We start from the raw sequence: 17,674 nt of genomic DNA, 5'->3' as shown, positions 1-17,674 counted from the left end.
TACCCAATTGTGCAAATGAAGGCAGCGCTATGGCTCTTAAAACTAAAATAGGAGGCATAAATACAAAATTGCCGGGCACTAGGCCCGGCAACAGGAGGAGTAATGTGTCTTCGTTAACCGCCGCTATTGCCAAGCCCAAAGATGACAATGCCTGCGACGATAATGCCCATCACGATAATAATTAAAGGGAGCATTTTATGTAGCCCGTTAGGGGACTTTTTCGCTTCCGGCTGCCGTTGTGGCTGAGATGTTTCAAAGTCCTCAGGCAAACGTTCGCTCATTACGTGCTCTATCTCTTCTTCCCGGGTTTTGCTTTCCTTGGTATCCATACAACACCTCTCGCTTTCCGGTTAGATGATCAAAAACGCGGCGATTAACACTCCTCGTCGCGCTTAGCGCTATAGTGTAACGACATCAAAGTGAACATCAGGGTTCACATCTGCGTCGTAATCTACGTCATCACGCTCGAAGCCAAACAGCTTCAAGAATTCATGCTTATAACCAGCATAGTCGGTAATTTCGAATAGGTTCTCTGTTGTGACGGCTGGCCATAGGTCTTGGCAGGCTTTTTGTACGTCGTCACGCAGCTCCCAGTCATCAAGACGTAGGCGTCCTTTTTCATCGGTGACCATATCGTCATGTTGACCAGAGTAAAGACGCTCACCAAACAGGCGATTTAATTGGTCAATAGTGCCTTCGTGTAGTCCCTGCTCTTTCATGATGCGGTAGACCATGGCGATATACAGCGGCATAACAGGAATCGCGGCACTAGCCTGGGTAACGACCGATTTGAGTACGGCAACATTGGCACCGCCCCCCGTCTCTTTAAGTTTGGCATCAATAGCGGTAGCCGCGCGATCAAGATCTTCTTTGGCTTTACCCAGCGCACCGTGCCAGTAAATCGGCCAGGTGATTTCAGTACCGATATAGCTGAACGCAACGCTACGCGCGCCTTTCGCCAGCACACCCGCTTCGTCCAGGGCGCTCATCCATAGCTCCCAGTCCTCACCGCCCATCACCGTGATGGTATCGTCGATCTCTTGCTGGGTGGCAGGCTCTACTTCTGCTTCGATGATGGCGTCTTTATTCGTATCAATGGCGGTAGCGCGGTAGGTTTCGCCAATCGGCTTCAAACTCGAGCGCTTTACTTCCCCAGTATCTGGCAACTTACGCACTGGCGAAGCCAGGGAGTACACCACCAGATCAATTTCACCCATGTCCTGCTTGATCAACTCAATGGCTTTTTCCCGCGCTTCGTTAGAGAACGCATCACCGTTGATCGATTTGCTATACAGGCCCTCTTGCTTGGCAAATTTGTCAAACGCGGCACTGTTATACCAACCAGCAGTGCCGGTTTTTTTCTCACTGCTGGGCTTTTCAAAGAAGACGCCTAGGGTATCAGCGCCATAACCAAAGGCAGCCGTAATACGGGCTGCCAAGCCGTAGCCACTGGAAGCACCAATCACCAGCACCTTTTTAGGGCCTTGGCTTTTATCTAAGCCACGCGCGCGGGTCGCTTCAATCTGTTCCAGAACGTTTTGCTCGCAGCCTTTAGGGTGAGTGGTGGTGCAGATAAAGCCACGCACTTTTGGTTTAATGATCACATTGGACCCCTTTATCAGATTGATGTCGCTATCAGCATGGCGGTGCCATTACCGTGTGGGGTGTATTCTAGCGGTCTAGACGCGCTCTGTCCGCTCTTGAGCTTCTTCGCCATTCACGGCAGGATAGCGACCTGACCATTCCTTGCCGACGAGACCCGGATGAACGCACAGCAGCTAGTCGATGAACGCGGCGACCTATGGCTTGCTCTCGCACCGCTGTGGCTGGACCGTGAGCCAAGCGAGCGTGACTATGCCCATATGGTTGAGATAATCGTACAGCATGACATGTCGCTGAAGGAGCTGGAGTGGATGTTCCGCTTGGAGCTTGCTCCAGTGATGGTGAGACACCAGCTGTCAATTGCCAGTGAATGGCGAAAGTTCGATGACTACAAATTGATGAAGCAGTTGGTAAGCCATAACCTGCGCCTGAAAGGCTGGCGGCGTAAAAGTTGGGCGCTGTTTTCAGGTTTAACCACAATGATGGTCCGTCATCGCTGGGTGGAATTAATGCAACGACTGATGGTTACCCGCGGAGAGCTTTAACCGAGTGCCTGATTCTTTACCCTTCTTTATCAAGGGCGGCTTCCAGCGCAAGCCGCAGTGACAAGCCATGGTCATTGGGGGCAAACCGTGCGATCACCCTGCCATCGCGCCCCACCAGAAACTTAGTAAAATTCCACTTGATCACCTTGGTGCCTAATACGCCCGGTGCTTCCTGTTTCAGCACTACAAACAGCGGATGGGCGTTTGGACCATTCACGGAGACTTTTTCCATCAGCGGAAAGCTGACACCAAACTGTTGCTCGCCGAAGACACAGAAGGCCTCTGCGCTCTCCGGCGACTGTTTACCAAACTGGTTACAGGGGAAACCAAGTACCGTAAACCCACGATCTCGATAACGCTGGTATAAACTCTCCAGCTCTTTTAACTGCGGGGTAAAGCCGCACTTACTAGCCACATTAACGACCAGCAATACCTGCCCGCGCAGCGCCCGTAAGTTAAACGGCTTGCCTTGATGGGTGTAACAATCCTGCTCATAAATCATCATCGCAAGGCCCCCTAAATGACTCCACCAGCATAGGCTTTACCATGCCACGGGACCAGCAGTTACACCAGTGTGGCTTAAAAACTAATGGGGCCTGCGACAACGCGTAGCGCCAGCGCGATCAGCAGCACGCCAGTGATTCGATTGATCCAGTGGGCATGGCGCTGAAGCCAAGGCAATACGCGAGAATGCGAAAGCCCTACTGCCACTAAAACGTACCACCCTCCATCAATGATAATCGCCGTCGCGACGATAATGGCCTTGGCAAGTAAACTCATCTCGGGCGTTACAAACTGACTTAACAGTGCCACAAAAAAGATAATCAGCTTGGGATTACCCAGCGCCACCAACACTGCTTCTTTGGCGGCTTGGCGTGGCGTCGTCACTGCCGCATCGGGGGATAGCGCACCACCTCTGCCTGCTCGTAGCGCCTTTATTCCAAGCCACGCCAAATAGGCCGCACCACACCATGTCACTAGTTGAAATAACTCTGGGTGGCGCACGATAAGCGCACCCAAGCCCCATACGGTGAGCAACGCATAAAACCCGACGCCCAGTGCATGAAAAATCGCAGCTGTCATGCCGGGCAAGCGTCCACCTCCTAACGTATGACGCAGTACGAGTGCAAGGCTTGGCCCTGGCGACATCGCCCCCATGGCACAAATAGCAGCCAACGATAGCCAAAGTGACAGCGGCATTTTTCTCTCCTTGAAATCAGCATTATAGGCTGGCTGAGTATACGCCAACGACGCGGGTGCTTAGCGAATAAATCCGTCCACTTAAATAACACTGTTAGCATGGTACGCTGTTGGGTAAAATTTTCCCCTTTTTGAAAACGATGACGCCTGCCCTGCAGGCGGTTCATGGCTAATAAAGGACTTCAATATGGGTAGGGCGTTTCAAAACCGTAAGGAATCCATGGCCAAAACGGCCGCTGCGAAAACCAAGGTTTACAGTAAGTATGGACGTGAAATTTACGTCTGCGCTAAAGCAGGCGGCACGGACCCAAACGGAAACCTTGCGCTACGCGGTTTGATGGAACGGGCTAAGAAAGATCAGGTACCGTCTCACGTTATCGATAAAGCCTTGGATAAAGCGAGCGGCGCAGGCGGCGAAGACTTTTCACCAGCGCGCTATGAAGGCTTTGGTCCGGGTAACGTTATGGTGATCGTCGATTGTTTAACCGACAATCCCAATCGTACCTTTGGTGATGTGCGCGGCTGTTTTACAAAAACGAAAAGCAAAATCGGCACTCCCGGCAGCGTTAGTCACATGTTTGATCACTGTGCAATTTTTTCGTTTGCGGGTAGTGATGAAGAAGCCGTGCTTGAAGCACTCATGGAAGCCGATGTCGACGTCACTGACATTGAGCAGGAAGAGGAACGTATCACGGTTTTTGCTCCGCATACCGATTATGCTAAAGCCAAACAAGCGCTGATGGATGCTTTCGGTGAGGTCGATTTCGAAGTTGACGAAATCCAGTTCCTACCACAAACCCCCACTCCCATCGAAGGCGATGATGTGGTGATGTTTGAGAAACTACTGGGCATGCTTGAAGAGCTGGATGATGTTCAGAATGTTTTCCACAGTGCAGAGCTACCAGAAGAAACTGCTTAAACCGTCTCTCGGTTAAACCTCCTGTGGTTGTCGGCATCTATGTCGGCGACCTCAGGCTCTGTCATTAGTTGGCGGAGCCCTGTGAATCCAAGGCCGCATCAGGTGGCAGTAACGCCGGGGTAACGCCCGCCGCACTGAGCACCTGTTTACCACGCACGGTCAAATCAGTGATAAACAAAAATTGCTGTCGGGGATCTACTGGATAAGCGCGAATACGGTAATGCGTGCCCCAGGGTTTCTCCTCCGCCACAACAATAATCGGCTTATCAAATTTAAGGTAAGCACTCGTTAACGCGACGTCTCGTAGCGCTTTACGCACCCAGCCAGCTTCGTGTTCCGGGTGAAGGTAAAAACTTGCCACGCATTGGAGGCTAGTTCCGCCATTGTTAGCATTATAAATGGCTGAATCCCAAAGTTTAAGATGAGGCACCGCTACCAGGTCATCGTCGGGCGTTAGAATTTCTACTGTGCGCATTCCAACGTGCTTAACTTCGCCATAAGTACCCTCAATGTTGACCCAATCCCCGGGGCGATAGGGCAGCTCAACGGCAGATACTACCCCGGCAATCAAGCTACTCACGTAATCTTTTAGGGCGAAGCCAATAGCTAAGCCAATGGCACCCAGCAGCGTTACCATGTTGCGCAATGAAGGCTCAATGACGATAGGTACAGCAACAGCCAGTGCAGTAATTAAAATCAATAACCGGGTTAGTGGCACCAGCGCAAACACTCTAAACCGCACTTGTCCATGTAAGCGATTGGCTAACCAGCTCAATCCTCGTTGGCTGACAATAATCAATAGCACTGTACTGACCAGAATGACTCCTAAGGTAATCAGCGCTTGACTATCAAACTCATTAAACAGCCTGGCGTACTGCTCTTGATCGTCCATATAAGCTCCTAAAGCGGGTCAACTAGGTAGTTACGCGATTCCAGCAGTTGTCGCACACTCGCGTAGCTTAATGGGTCGACTTGCCAGCGCCCTTGATGGCAGTTGAGAATCCCCTGGCGAGCAAGTGCTAGCCGTGCGTTTAGCGCCTCATGATTTGAAAATGGCAGCACATACCCTAACGCTTGATCCTCTAGCCCCCCATGAATGAGCAGCGTATGCAGCAACAGCGTCGCCACATCCCCTGTATCCGACGCTAGTTCCGCTTCCGCCAGCGCGTCCAATAGCCATAGCTCTTTTGACGGCTCTTCTTTCGACGGCTCTTTTGGCTGCCCTTGAGACGGCCCTTGTGAACGGCCACTATCCTCATTTTCAGCCGGTTCGCGCAGTCGCTCTCGCCAGTAGTGCCAAGCAATACCTAAATGCCCTCGACAGTGGGCCGCTAGACGTTGCAACTCTTTATAAGAACGCTCACCACTAGCGTTATCGTCATTCACGTCAGCAAGAATTGGCTGGCCCGTTCGGGAGCTATACACCGTAGGACAGACGCTACTATCCGCCAACTGAGCAAAATAGCGGGCAAGCTGCTCGCCCTCTAACGCTTGCAAGGTAACCACGGTGACGCCTTCCAAGCCCACCGCATGCTGAAGATAAGCATACGTCCAGCTATCACAACCAATCACGCCTTGCCCTAACCGGCCACTTAAAGCCCGCTCCAACAGTTCACGTACGCCCTGTAGGCCTCCAGTGTGACGTAAAAAATGCCGCTCCAAGGCCGGGATTGCCCACAGACGCTGATAGCCACAGCGCTCTACCCATTCTAGGCAACCGTCCGTAAGCTCTTTAAAGGTTGGTACAGATATGCAGTTGACGCCCTGCTGCTGAGCCCAGTGGCTAACCACTGCCCCGTGGCCACCATGAGGTGGCGAGATAAACAACACGACCGGTGCATCAGCATGCTCTTCCGTTACTTGGCCGAGGGCGTTAGCCGCCAGTGACCAATCAATGGCAGGCACCCAATGCGAAAGCGCAACTTCAGGCAGCTTACGCAGCTCACTCTCTTCCTTGGCTTGGCGTTCAGAGGCTTCTTTACCAACCACCCACGTAGTCGCTGCTCGCCAGCTACGCCGCCACTGACTGGCTTGGGTCTGCTCTGGTGTTTGAAACGACTCAAGTGCCACAACTTCCCATGGGGAAAAAGCAGACTTCGTTGAGTGCTGCGCCATAATGCCGCCTCGAACATAAATAAGTGGATTAAGGCTAGCATGCCTCATATTGTCATTGAGGGGTTAGCCGAACTTATCGTCTAAAATAAAGTCGTTATACAGTAGCTAACTAATATGAGAGCAAAGCGCAGGAGGCGATAATGAGCGTAGTTAACGTCACAATGGCAGAACTGCATGAGAAGCTTTCAAAGTGCATTGCAGGCGAACGGGTGCTTATCGATCACGAGGGAAATCGATTTAGCGCACGTATTCAACACGTAGGCTTAATGGGGTTAAAGGTCATCCCTGAAACGCAGATTAAAAATAGCACGGGTGACCCAGGCGATATAGACGGCGTAACCGTTCCTTATGATGATATTTGGGAACTTGAAGTGAAAGGCGTCGTGTATAGCCGCTTGGAAACGTAATTTTTTGCACACCCACTACTCAGTGGGCGTGCAAGCACATCATTCCAAAACCAAAAACGTTAACTAAAATAAACGCTTCCTAGCTAGAAAGTCAGACAAATCTTGCCGAAGTGTTTGCCTGACTCCTGATGACGGAAGGCATCGGCAATGTCGCTCAGTGCAAACTCACGGTCAATAATCGGCTTCAAATTAGACGCTTCGATAGCACGAATCATCTCGATTTGATGACGACGACTACCCACAATAAGACCTTGCAGCTTAGCTTGCTTAGCCATCAGCTTAGCCGTTGGTATCTCGCCTTCTCGACCGGTCAGCACACCAATCAGCGCGATATGCCCCCCAATTTTCACCGCATCAATCGATTGCGGCAGCGTACCAGGGCCGCCCACTTCAACAACATGGTCCACGCCTTCACCATTGGTTAACGCCTTAACAGCCTTGCCCCAGTCCGGCGTTTCTTGATAATTAATGGTGTGCTCAGCGCCCAGCTCGCGCAGGCGGGTCAGCTTTTCATTGGAAGACGACGTAGCAATTACCCGTGCGCCCATCATCTTGGCAAACTGTAGCGCAAAAATGGAAACGCCCCCAGTGCCTAACACCAGCACGGTATCTCCCGCTTTTATCCCACCATCAACCACTAATGCCCGCCAGGCGGTCAAGCCTGCGGTTGTTAGCGTCGCGGCTTCCGCATGGCGGTAGCCTTTAGGCTGATGGGTGAACGAGGTAGCGGGCGCAACCACTTGCTCGCGAGCATAGCCGTCAATGCCATCCCCCGGCGTGGTAGTGAAGTCGCCTACTCGCGCCTCCCCCTCTAGCCAATCAGGAAAAAACGTCGATACGACTGCATCACCGACAGCAAACTCGCTAACACCTTCCCCAACCGCTTCTACGACACCGGCACCGTCCGACATTGGAATACGGCCATCTGCAGTGGGTATCATCCCCGCTACCACGGCGTAGTCATGAAAGTTAAGCGAACTGGCATGCAGGCGTACTTTAATTTCACCGGGGCCGGGCTCACTTGGCACTGTTAGTTCAACCACGTCCAGTTTATCTATACCGCCGGGCTCTCGAAGCTGAATGGCTTGCATCGCTACCTCCTATTAAACGCATGTCGTTAAAAACGCCTGATACTAAAAACATAGTAAACGACTGGTCTAATAGGAAGTGGGGGCGTTATTTTCAAGATCAAGGTCATGCCCCAAAAAGCCCCCAGACTGGCGCTGCCACAGGCTGGCGTAAATGCCGTTATGTGCCAGCAACTGCTGGTGCGTGCCACTCTCCACCATGCGACCTTCATCGACCACAATTAACCGGTCGAGCATCGCAATGGTAGAAAGCCGATGGGCAATGGCGATCACCGTTTTGCCTTCCATCAGCGAATCGAGTTGTTCCTGAATAGCGGCTTCCACTTCGGAATCCAGCGCCGATGTCGCTTCATCCAGCACTAAAATCGGCGCGTTTTTTAGCAGTACGCGGGCAATGGCAATACGCTGACGCTGGCCACCGGAAAGCTTTACGCCACGTTCGCCCACATGGGCGTCTAAGCCGCGACGCCCTTTGGGGTCGACCAACTCGTTGATAAACGTATCTGCGTGGGCGCGGCACACCGCCTGCCACACATCGTCATCGCTGGCATGGGGGCTACCGTAACGAATATTGTCCCGCAGCGAACGGTGCAGCAGCGAGGTATCCTGGGTGACCATGCCAATCTGATGACGCAATGAAGTCTGGGTAACGTCAGCAATATTCTGTCCATCAATCAGGATACGCCCGCCCTGTAAGTCATAAAAGCGCAGCAACAGGTTTGCTAAGGTGGATTTACCCGCCCCAGAACGGCCAATTAGGCCAATTTTCTCGCCGGGTTTAATCGTCAGGCTCAGCCCGTCAAAGACATTTTTACTTTCACCCTTGGCCTGGGCGTACTGAAAGCGCAGCGCATCAAATACAATTTCGCCATTGGGCACCGCAAGCGCTTTGGCATTCGGCGCATCTTTGATCGTGGGCTCCTGGGCGATGGTATTCATGCCATCCTGCACCGTTCCGATGTTTTCAAACAGCCCGGCCACTTCCCATAAGATCCAATCCGACATAAAGCGGATACGCATTACCAGGGCAATCGCAATCGCTAAAATACCCAGGGAAATAGCGTCAAAATACCAGGCACTAATCGCCATGCCTGCCGTTCCCACTAGCAGCAGCGTATTGAGCAGGGTCAGGCAAACACTCATGATGGTGACTAGCCGCATTTGACGATGCACAGTGCCCATAAAGCCTTGCATGGCATCCTTGGCGTAGCTTTGTTCGCGTTCGGTGTCAGCGAACAGTTTGATCGTTTGAATATTGCTGTAGCTATCGACCACGCGTCCCGTCATTTGGGCACGGGCGTCGGCCTGAGCCATCGAGACGTCACGCAGGCGCGGCACAAAAAAGCGCATAATGCTTAAATAACCGATCAACCAAAGCCCCAACGGCAATAACAACCACGGGTCTGCACGGCCTAACAAAATTGCCGCCCCAGTGAAGTACACAATGGCGTAAACCATTAGATCCATCACTTTGGTGACGGTTTCACGGATAGCTAGCGCCGTTTGCATTACTTTTTGCGACACCCGCCCCGCAAACTCATCCTGATAAAAGGCTAAGCTCTGGCTAAGCATATGGCGGTGAGAAAGCCAACGGCCAATCATCGGGTAGTTACCGAAGATACTTTGGTGGGTCACCAGTGATTGTACGAGCACCAGTAGCGGCAAGCCGATAATCACCAACAAACCAACACCCGCCAGCCAGAAGCCGTGGTTCGACCAGAAATCCACTCGCTCTACATTACCCAACCAATCAACCAGGTCTCCCATGTAACTAAAAAACACTACCTCCGCCGCGGAAACCAAGGCAGTCGCTACCGACATCAGCAACAGCCACGGCCATACTGGGCGCGAAAAATGCCAGATAAATGGCAGCAGACCTTTCGGTGGCGTGGCAACCTCTCCCTCTGGATAGGGGTTCACCCGCGTTTCAAAGTAACGGAATAGTGGCGCTAGCAGACGTGACAACATGGAAGATCCTTTCGTTACCTTGGTAGACAGACGTCTTTAAGAAGATTGACGACGCAATAGCCAACGCGCCCAAAAAGGGGCCACGATCACCAATGTGACCATGCGCAGTAAGTGGTGAAATGCCACAAATACCGGGTCGATATTAAGCGCGACAGCAAGAATGGCCATTTCGCCGATGCCGCCGGGGGCTAACGCTAATAGCGCCACATCACGGCGCACACCCAACAGTTGATGGATCAGTTCAGCAAACAACGCCAAGACCACCAGTGCAAGCAGCGTCGCCACCCCGGATTGCCATAAATAGCGCCCGAGCAAGCGTCGTGTCATGCCTTGAAAACGCGAGCCAATCGCGCTGCCTAGCACCCACAGCATCAGGTTCATTCCCCAGCCGGGCAGGGTAAGGCTTGCAAGCCCAAATCCTGATAGCAAGGCCGCCATAATAAGCGGCGCAAGTAACGCGGCGCTAGGAATGCGCAGCCACCGACCCAAGGGTAATAAAAAAGGAATAGCAAGCAGCATCCAACCATGCTCAAGCGCAGCCTGGGCTGGCCCAATATCACCAGCACCGCCTTCAAACGCCCAGAACAAAGGAGGAAGAAACAGGATGACGAGAATAATACGTAGCGACTGGGCAATGGCTATACGCTGGGGGTCACCGCCACATTTATCGCCGAGCATGATCATCGCGGTCATTGCACCTGGCGATGCACCAAACCAAGCACTGACCGAGTCGAAGCCACAGCGACGATACCACGCCGCTGCAACGGCGGTGGACGCCGCAACACCTGTCAGTAAGAGTGCTGCCGAGATTGGCCAATCCAGCACACGGTGTGCAAGTTGAGGTGTTACTTGGCTGCCCAGCACCATGCCCATGACCGCTAAAAACACGTTACGCAGCGGCTCCGGCACGCCAACATTAATCCCTTTTGCCGATACCAGCAGGTTGGCTATTAGCGGGCCTAGCATCCAGGCAAGCGGTAAACCAGTGAGATGAAAAACGACGCCGCCGAAGGCACCTACGGCAAGCGACGTTACAAGCCCCTTTGCACTTTCTGCGCTGACGCGAATGCCCTTCACGCTCCCCTCCCCCCAACCTCTAACGTTAAAACGCAATTGTTAACCTGCTAAGCGTAGACGTTAGCTTACCACTGCTAAGGGTATTAGGGTGTTAAGAGCTAGTTGTTAAGTGCTAGGTGTTTCTATCCTTAATCTTCGTCCTCGTCACCGCGAATACGTGCCTGTCGATCGGCCTCTTCTTCAATAGCATCGTCAATCACTTCTAATAGCTCATCGACATTGGCTATGTGGCTATCAAGTTCAAAATGGCCAGTCAGCTTACTATCCGGGTGTAGCTTGCCAGCTTCATACAAGGCCCACATTTCTTTACCATAGTGAGTGGTGAGAAGCTCCGGCGCGAAACGACCAAAGTAGGCGCGCATATTATCGACATCGCGCTCTAGCATCGCCGCCGCACTGTTGTTTCCCGCTGCATCCACCGCCTGGGGTAAATCGATAATCACCGGCCCTTCGGCATCCACCAGCACGTTGAATTCCGATAAGTCGCCGTGGATCAGGCCTGCGCAAAGCATTCGCACCACGTCTTGAATCACTTTGGCGTGATAGCGAAGCGCTTGCTCCTCGGTTAAGGTCACTTCATCCAGGCGCGGTGCTACATTCCCATCGGCATCGCTGATCATTTCCATGAGAAGCACGCCATCAACAAACCCATGGGGCTCAGGCACACGTACATCAGCGGCAGCAAGACGGTATAGCGCATCGACTTCCGCATTCAACCATGCTTGCTCCTGCTCTTTTTGACCATAGCGGGTCTTCTTGGCCATGGCGCGCGAACGACGACTGTTGCGCTCTTTACGCCCTTCTTGGTATTGCACGGCCTGTTTAAAGCTACGTTGTTTAGCTTCTTTAAAGACTTTAGCGCAACGTACTTCTTCACCGCAGCGCACGACATACACCTGCGCCTCTTTACCACTCATTAACTGCACCAGCACCTCGTCGATCATTCCATCATCAACAAGGGGCTGTAATCGCTTAGGGATTTTCATGGTTAGCTGCGTCGGCTCCTCTTTACTATCTGTGCACAATCATTAATCGATCAATAGCGAATGCGGCGAACGCGGAAAGCGCGCCCTTTAAGTTTGTCACGCTCAAGTTTGGCCTGGGCTTTTTGAACGGCGCTATGCTCCACTGCCACATAGGCACTGCGGGCCAGCACTTTAATTTTGCCTACCTGATCACCACGTAAACCACCTTCGCTGGTCAGTGCCCCCAGGATATCACCCGGGCGCAGCTTGTCTTTCTTGCCACCCGCTAACTGTAGCGTTGCCATGGGCGGTTCAAACGGCACTGAATGCTGGGGTTTCGGCAAGGGTTCCGTGGTGATTGGTTGCTCCAGTAAGCCTTCCAACCGCTCCAGCCGATAATGCTCTTTAGGCGTGACCAACGTACAGGCAATGCCGCTAGCCCCAGCGCGCCCGGTACGCCCGACCCGATGCACGTGAACATCAAGCTCACGGGCAATCTGGTAGTTAAACACCGCATCTAATTGAGCAATATCTAACCCCCGCGCGGCAACATCAGTAGCCACCAAAATAGATGCACTCTGATTAGCAAACAGAATCAGGCGACGATCACGATCCTTCTGCTCTAAATCACCGTTGAGCGCCACAGCACTAAAGCCGGCATCAACCAGTTGCTCAGCCACCGCCTGAGTTTCGCGTTTGGTATTGCAGAACACTACGCTGGTCGCTGGCCTATAAACCAGTAGCAGCTGTTGAAGGGCCGCGAAGCGTGATTCTTCGTTGGCGACTTCATAGAAGTGTTGATCGATGGTAGTGGCATCATGAACCTCGGCCACTTTGACCATCACAGGTTCACGCATCACACCTCGGGTCATGGTGGCAAGGCCGCCAGACGCACGATCATCCGGGAACGTCGCGCTAAACAGCAGCGTTTGCCGGTCGGCAGGCGTCTCAGCAATGATCGCATCAATGGTGGCTTGAAAGCCCATATCGAGCATTCGGTCGGCTTCATCAAGTACCAAGGTGGTGAGCGACCCCAGCGTAAGCGAGCCTTTGCGCAAATGCTCATCGATACGCCCAGGCGTGCCGACGACAATATGGGCGCCATGTTCCAGGGACCCTAACTGCGGTCCAAAAGGCGCACCGCCGCATAAGGTAAGTACTTTAACGTTGGGTAACCCACGCGCCAAACGGCGCAGCTCTTCGGCCACTTGGTCGGCAAGCTCTCGAGTGGGACACAACACAAGACCCTGTACAGCAAACGCTTCTACGCGCAGCTCTGCGAGCAGTGCCAAACCAAAAGCGGCAGTTTTTCCCGATCCTGTTTTGGCCTGGGCCAATACATCGCGGCCCGCCAACATCGGTGGCAGGCTTTGCGCCTGCACAGGCGTCATTGCGTGATAGCCAAGGGAATCTAAGTTGGTTAAAAGCGCGGGAGAGAGCGCGAGCGATGCAAAAGAAGTGTCAGACACAAAATTATCCTGAAGGGGCTATATTGCCCAGCAAACCTATAATGTGAAGCACCATACCAGAAAGCGCCACCCCATGCCTTGCTGCAAGCTTCGGCAAATGGGAAAGCAGCCTAGGTGCTAGTCCCTTAGATATTAGGACAAGGTGGTTGCCAGCGCTGCAAAACGCCCCTGACATAACGTTGCTAAGTCGCTTGGGGAAAGCTCAATTTCCAGCCCACGTCGCCCTGCGCTTACATAAAGTGTCGAAAATGTCTGCGCCGAGTCGTCAATAAAGGTAGGCAGGCGTTTTTTCTGACCCAGCGGGCTAACGCCACCCAGCACGTAGCCAGTGCTGCGTTCAACATCATAGGGCGCCGCCATAGCCGCTTTTTTCGCCCCTGCCGCTTTAGCAATTTGCTTTAACCCCAACTGGCTGGTGACCGGTACAATGCCGACTGCCAACTGCTTACCATCCAGGGAAACTACTAAGGTTTTAAACACTTGCTTGGCGGCAACACCCAGTTTTTCAGCTGCCTCCAGCCCGTAGGATTGCGCAGCAGCATCGTGTTGATACTCATGAAGCTGGAACGCAATCCCTGAGTGTTTCGCGCTATTAATCGCCGGTGTCATGGGGTTCTCTTAAATTAATGTCGTCAGCCAGTCTGGAAAAGGCATGTCTTCCCGATAAGTTAAATAGCGCGACATACAAAAGAAAGTCAACTGACAGGCGTTTTGAAATGAAAGCAGCGGCCGGGACAAACCGGTGGCCGTTGCTATTGATATTGCTGGTTAATTTCAAAAATCATCACGTCACTAACGTAATGCTGGTGACAGCACGCAAATTACGCCGTTTGCAGTGCTGCTCTACGCTTTCGACAATCTCTTCAGCATCATTGATTTGCTGCATATCTAATTGAATATCAACCATTAAGAAACTACCAACCTGAGCCATACGCACGTCGTCATTAGCAATATCGAAATCTGCTACTTCTTGCACCATTTCCTGACGAACGCTGCCCAAAGGCTCGCCAAACATCAATTCGCGCAGCGCACCACGCACCATGCGAATGGGCATCGGCAGGAAGTATCCCGCGATAATCAGCACCATCACCGGATCGGCAAACCGCGCCAAGTGTGCCCAAGGGGTAAGCGTCAATCCCCATGTGAGCGCAAAGCCCAGCATGACGGCGGCACTCAGCCAAGTGTCCATTTGCCACTGACGCAACTCGGCAGCCAGCAGTGATGAACGGGCGATTCGGGCATAACGGTTCAACCACCACCAAGTAAGTAAACACCCCGCCACGTTCACTACGCCAAACATCAACGCAAGATCCAACGTTACCGGCCGTCCACCTTGTGCGAGACTCCACACAGCAGACACCATCGAAAACAGGCACACCAACGCTATCACTACGCCTTTAAGCAGCACAGCCAGCGGCTCAACGGTAAGCCGCCCAAAGGGGTAATGATCATCTGCCGGTTTGCGCGCCTGCTGTAACGCAAACAATGAAAGCGATGCCAGCACTAAACTTAATAGCGAATAGCCACTATCGAATAAAATAGTAATTGATCCACTGGCAAGCCCGAGTGCAAGGCCGGTAAAGGCAAACAAGCTGGCAGAGACAGCAGAAAATCTGAGCGCACGGCGCTCGGCGACAAAGGGGGTCACGCGAAATACTCCAGTAAAGTGTGTTAAACGCAACGCATCATAGTGAGTACACTAACGTTTAACCAATCGCTCAGCGCCAACTTTTTTGGCTCTTAACGGAGTAATCCATGCGCGCAGAACAAGTGCAGGCGTTTATTGACGTTACTGAACATGGTTCTTTTGCTGCCGCCGCGCGGCATACAGGGATAAAACGCAGCACCTTAAGTGCCACAGTGAATGCCTTGGAAGATAGCCTAGGGGTCGTGCTGTTTGAACGTTCAGGCAATAGCCTACAGCTAACTGCGGTAGGTGAAAGCGTGTTGCCAGACTGCTACCGCCTGCTAACAAGTGCCAGCCGAATCAAAAAGCACTGTCAACAGCACCTGCAAGGCGTAGAGAGCCAGCTGTGCATTGCCAGGGATGATGCATTGCCCGAAGCGTTTTGGCGACAAGTCATGCACGACTTAAAGCAGCGCTATCCGCTTACGGCCATCTCGGTGTATTTATTGCCGCCCCAAGAACACCCGCAGTTTGTCCTTCGCCAAACCGTCGATATTGCCTTTGGGCTGTATACCGCTGAAGGCGCGGACGTAAATGCCAGTAACCTTGCGCCGGTTAGCATGTGCTTAGTGGCCGCAACGTCACATCCGCTAAGCCGCCTTCCCAGCGTTACCCGCGATGATCTAGCCCAATATACTCAGGTGTGCTTAACCTATGAGCAGGGCGATAAGCTCGTCAGTGATGCACTTTTTTCGACAAATTACCTGGGCCTGACCATGTTCGAGGTCATCCGCGATGCAGCGATCAACGGCACTGGCTGGGCATTGCTACCTTACCCTCTGGTGAAAGAAGCAATAGAAAGCCACCAGCTTTGCGCGCTAAATCATGATCTCGCCCTAGACAGTCATTATTATCGCTACGTGGAAGGTGAAAGCCTGGGAGTGGTCGCCACCGCGCTGCTGACGAAGGTGTCACGCTTTTTAGGTACTACCCGTTGATGCTTTGTAATAACGTTGAAATAGAACAGTGGAAAAAATTGCTTACGCCTTCCACTCTGTTAATGACCCTGTAAAAAAGTGCTACATAAGGAGATCAAAAGGACACGCTAGAGAACCGGCACAGGCGAGTGTCATCTAAGCGTAAAGTGCATCTGCCAGTGTCGATGTTGCCGTCAACTAAGGAGTAGTTTCCACGATGGTACGACTCGATAAGAAAGCGACTAGGCTGTATGTCCTAGACACGAATGTCCTTATCCACGACCCCGCCGCGCTCTACCATTTTGATGAGCACGACGTTGTTATCCCCATGACAGTACTTGAGGAGCTAGACAAACATAAGAACGGCATCAGAGAGATCGCCCGCACGGCGCGGCAAATTAGCCGCACGCTTTCCGACTTAACCAGCCAGGTCACCTTCGACGAAATCCAGAAAGGCATTCCTATTCCCCGCATCAGTGGTGAATCAGGCCGTCTACACTTTTTGTGCTACAACGACCTCAAGCCCTTCGACTCGCTTGATGACAGCCCCGACAACCGCATTTTGGCGGAGACCTGCCGGCTACGCGATGAGCGTCCGGATGCTTCCGTTATCCTGATCACCAAAGATATCAACCTACGGGTAAAAGCCGCCGCGCTAAAAGTACCGGTGGAAGATTACCTGAATGACCGCGCTTTCTCTGACAGCGATGCGATGATTGAAGGTGCGCAGGTTTACGCCACCGCGGGACAGGATGGTGCATCGCTGTGGGAAGCGCTCAATGTCGACGTCAACGTTGAACGTGTCGACCACCACACCTTTTACCAGTTGAGTGGCAACATGCCTCGCCATTGGCATGTAGGTATGCTGGTCTCGGATAGTGAAAATGGCGCCGAGTTTGAAGCCATTGTCCGCGAGCTTTCACCATCATCTGCCCGACTACAGTTACTTACCAACTACCGTCACCACGCTGGCGTATGGGGAGTCCATGCCCACGATAGCCGCCAAAACTTCACGCTCAACCTGCTGATGGACCCGGACATTGATCTGGTCACTATTGCTGGTAATGCAGGCACCGGCAAAACCTTTATGACGCTCGCAGCGGCATTCCAGCAAACACTGGATGCCAAACTATTTGAGCGCATTGTGTTTACCCGTGCGCCAATTCCCATGGGCGAAGACATCGGATTTTTACCAGGCACTGAAGAGGAGAAAATGTCACCGTGGATGGGTGCCTTCCACGACAATATGGATAACCTGCTACGTAACGAAGAGGGAGAGTCTAGCTGGGACAACGGCGCCACTCGGCAGTTGATTGGTTCGCGGGTGCAGATTCGCGCCCCGAGCTTCATGCGTGGGCGCACGCTAAACGACACATTCTTGATTATCGACGAGGCGCAAAACTTCACCCCCAAACAACTCAAGTCGTTGGTGACCCGAGCGGGCCGAAATACCAAGATTGTTTGTTTAGGCAACGTTGGCCAAATCGACACCCCCTACTTAACTGCCAACACCTGTGGCATGGCTGCTGTTGTAGAACGATTCAGAGATTGGCCTCACGCTGGGCATATCACGCTGAAAAGCGTTGAACGTTCACGCCTCGCGCTGGCCGCCGAAGAGCTGTTGTAACGCTTGACATCGTCACCAGCCCTTTCTCACAGGCCTTTTTACCAACCAACCCAATACACCACGACATTCCTATTCACGACACCGCCCA

18 protein-coding genes are annotated in these 17,674 nt (G+C 52.6%); 5 read left to right on the top strand and 13 right to left on the bottom strand.

The genetic code is table 11. The features are described from left to right. Positions 1-113: 113 nt before the first annotated feature. Entirely contained in the window at positions 114-329 is a 216-nt protein-coding gene (locus tag L1X57_RS10655) for a hypothetical protein (protein WP_009721548.1), read from the bottom strand. Positions 330-398: 69 nt separating this feature from the next. Next, complete coding sequence (gene fabV / locus L1X57_RS10650) at positions 399-1,604, bottom strand: enoyl-ACP reductase FabV (protein WP_009721547.1); 1,206 nt, start codon at positions 1,602-1,604, stop codon at positions 399-401. Positions 1,605-1,763: 159 nt separating this feature from the next. On the opposite strand from fabV, the gene L1X57_RS10645 reads away from it, so the two are divergent. Further along, positions 1,764-2,147 carry a DUF7079 family protein gene (locus L1X57_RS10645; protein WP_009721546.1) on the top strand — a complete coding sequence of 128 codons (384 nt, stop codon included), beginning with the start codon at positions 1,764-1,766 and terminating at the stop codon, positions 2,145-2,147. A 16-nt stretch (positions 2,148-2,163) separates the two neighbouring features. On the opposite strand, the gene L1X57_RS10640 is transcribed toward L1X57_RS10645, so the two are convergent. Together L1X57_RS10640 and L1X57_RS10635 are read right to left on the bottom strand one after the other, a co-directional pair. Then, the gene (locus L1X57_RS10640) at positions 2,164-2,652 is read right to left on the bottom strand and encodes a glutathione peroxidase (RefSeq protein ID WP_009721545.1); all 489 of its coding nucleotides are present in this window, start codon (positions 2,650-2,652) and stop codon (positions 2,164-2,166) included. Positions 2,653-2,726: 74 nt separating this feature from the next. Next, complete coding sequence (locus tag L1X57_RS10635) at positions 2,727-3,347, bottom strand: LysE family translocator (RefSeq protein WP_009721544.1); 621 nt, start codon at positions 3,345-3,347, stop codon at positions 2,727-2,729. Positions 3,348-3,534: 187 nt separating this feature from the next. Here L1X57_RS10635 and L1X57_RS10630 point away from each other — a divergent pair, with 187 nt between their 5' ends. Next, positions 3,535-4,266, top strand: coding sequence for a YebC/PmpR family DNA-binding transcriptional regulator (locus L1X57_RS10630; protein ID WP_009721543.1), 732 nt, complete (start codon positions 3,535-3,537; stop codon positions 4,264-4,266). Between the two features lie 64 nt (positions 4,267-4,330). Here the strand turns inward: L1X57_RS10630 and L1X57_RS10625 are convergent, their stop codons facing one another. Next, the gene (locus L1X57_RS10625) at positions 4,331-5,158 is read right to left on the bottom strand and encodes a mechanosensitive ion channel family protein (RefSeq protein ID WP_009721542.1); all 828 of its coding nucleotides are present in this window, start codon (positions 5,156-5,158) and stop codon (positions 4,331-4,333) included. Between the two features lie 8 nt (positions 5,159-5,166). Beyond that, positions 5,167-6,381, bottom strand: a complete 1,215-nt coding sequence (locus L1X57_RS10620) for a hypothetical protein (RefSeq protein WP_009721541.1) — start codon at positions 6,379-6,381, stop codon at positions 5,167-5,169. Positions 6,382-6,521: 140 nt separating this feature from the next. On the opposite strand from L1X57_RS10620, the gene L1X57_RS10615 reads away from it, so the two are divergent. Further along, positions 6,522-6,788 carry a hypothetical protein gene (locus tag L1X57_RS10615; RefSeq protein WP_009721540.1) on the top strand — a complete coding sequence of 89 codons (267 nt, stop codon included), beginning with the start codon at positions 6,522-6,524 and terminating at the stop codon, positions 6,786-6,788. 83 nt (positions 6,789-6,871) lie between these two features. Here L1X57_RS10615 and L1X57_RS10610 read toward each other — a convergent pair whose 3' ends face one another. From L1X57_RS10610 to L1X57_RS10580, 7 genes are all read right to left on the bottom strand, one after another. Continuing rightward, a complete protein-coding gene (locus L1X57_RS10610; RefSeq protein WP_009721539.1) occupies positions 6,872-7,879 on the bottom strand; it encodes a zinc-dependent alcohol dehydrogenase family protein in 1,008 nt (335 codons plus the stop codon). Positions 7,880-7,945: 66 nt separating this feature from the next. Then, complete coding sequence (locus L1X57_RS10605; RefSeq protein WP_009721538.1) at positions 7,946-9,844, bottom strand: ABC transporter ATP-binding protein; 1,899 nt, start codon at positions 9,842-9,844, stop codon at positions 7,946-7,948. A 36-nt stretch (positions 9,845-9,880) separates the two neighbouring features. After that, on the bottom strand, positions 9,881-10,921 hold the full coding sequence (locus tag L1X57_RS10600) for an AbrB family transcriptional regulator (RefSeq protein WP_009721537.1): 1,041 nt from the start codon (positions 10,919-10,921) through the stop codon (positions 9,881-9,883). Between the two features lie 128 nt (positions 10,922-11,049). Beyond that, complete coding sequence (locus tag L1X57_RS10595) at positions 11,050-11,907, bottom strand: PA4780 family RIO1-like protein kinase (RefSeq protein WP_009721536.1); 858 nt, start codon at positions 11,905-11,907, stop codon at positions 11,050-11,052. 50 nt (positions 11,908-11,957) lie between these two features. Then, positions 11,958-13,355, bottom strand: coding sequence for an ATP-dependent RNA helicase DbpA (dbpA, locus tag L1X57_RS10590; protein WP_009721535.1), 1,398 nt, complete (start codon positions 13,353-13,355; stop codon positions 11,958-11,960). A gap of 132 nt (positions 13,356-13,487) precedes the next feature. Beyond that, positions 13,488-13,964: a Cys-tRNA(Pro) deacylase gene (gene ybaK, locus L1X57_RS10585; RefSeq protein ID WP_009721534.1), complete on the bottom strand. Its 477-nt coding sequence runs from the start codon at positions 13,962-13,964 to the stop codon at positions 13,488-13,490. Between the two features lie 175 nt (positions 13,965-14,139). Further along, positions 14,140-15,003: a cation diffusion facilitator family transporter gene (locus tag L1X57_RS10580; RefSeq protein WP_009721533.1), complete on the bottom strand. Its 864-nt coding sequence runs from the start codon at positions 15,001-15,003 to the stop codon at positions 14,140-14,142. A 107-nt stretch (positions 15,004-15,110) separates the two neighbouring features. On the opposite strand from L1X57_RS10580, the gene L1X57_RS10575 reads away from it, so the two are divergent. Together L1X57_RS10575 and L1X57_RS10570 are read left to right on the top strand one after the other, a co-directional pair. After that, positions 15,111-15,980, top strand: coding sequence for a LysR family transcriptional regulator (locus tag L1X57_RS10575; protein WP_009721532.1), 870 nt, complete (start codon positions 15,111-15,113; stop codon positions 15,978-15,980). Between the two features lie 196 nt (positions 15,981-16,176). Then, positions 16,177-17,586, top strand: coding sequence for a PhoH family protein (locus tag L1X57_RS10570; RefSeq protein ID WP_009721531.1), 1,410 nt, complete (start codon positions 16,177-16,179; stop codon positions 17,584-17,586). The last annotated feature ends 88 nt before the right edge of the window (positions 17,587-17,674 follow it).

The sequence above is a fragment of the Halomonas sp. TD01 genome (assembly GCF_923868895.1).
Classification (GTDB): Bacteria; Pseudomonadota; Gammaproteobacteria; order Pseudomonadales; family Halomonadaceae; genus Vreelandella.
The sequence above is the reverse complement of the archived record's forward strand: the minus strand, read 5'-3'. Positions and strand labels throughout refer to the sequence as shown.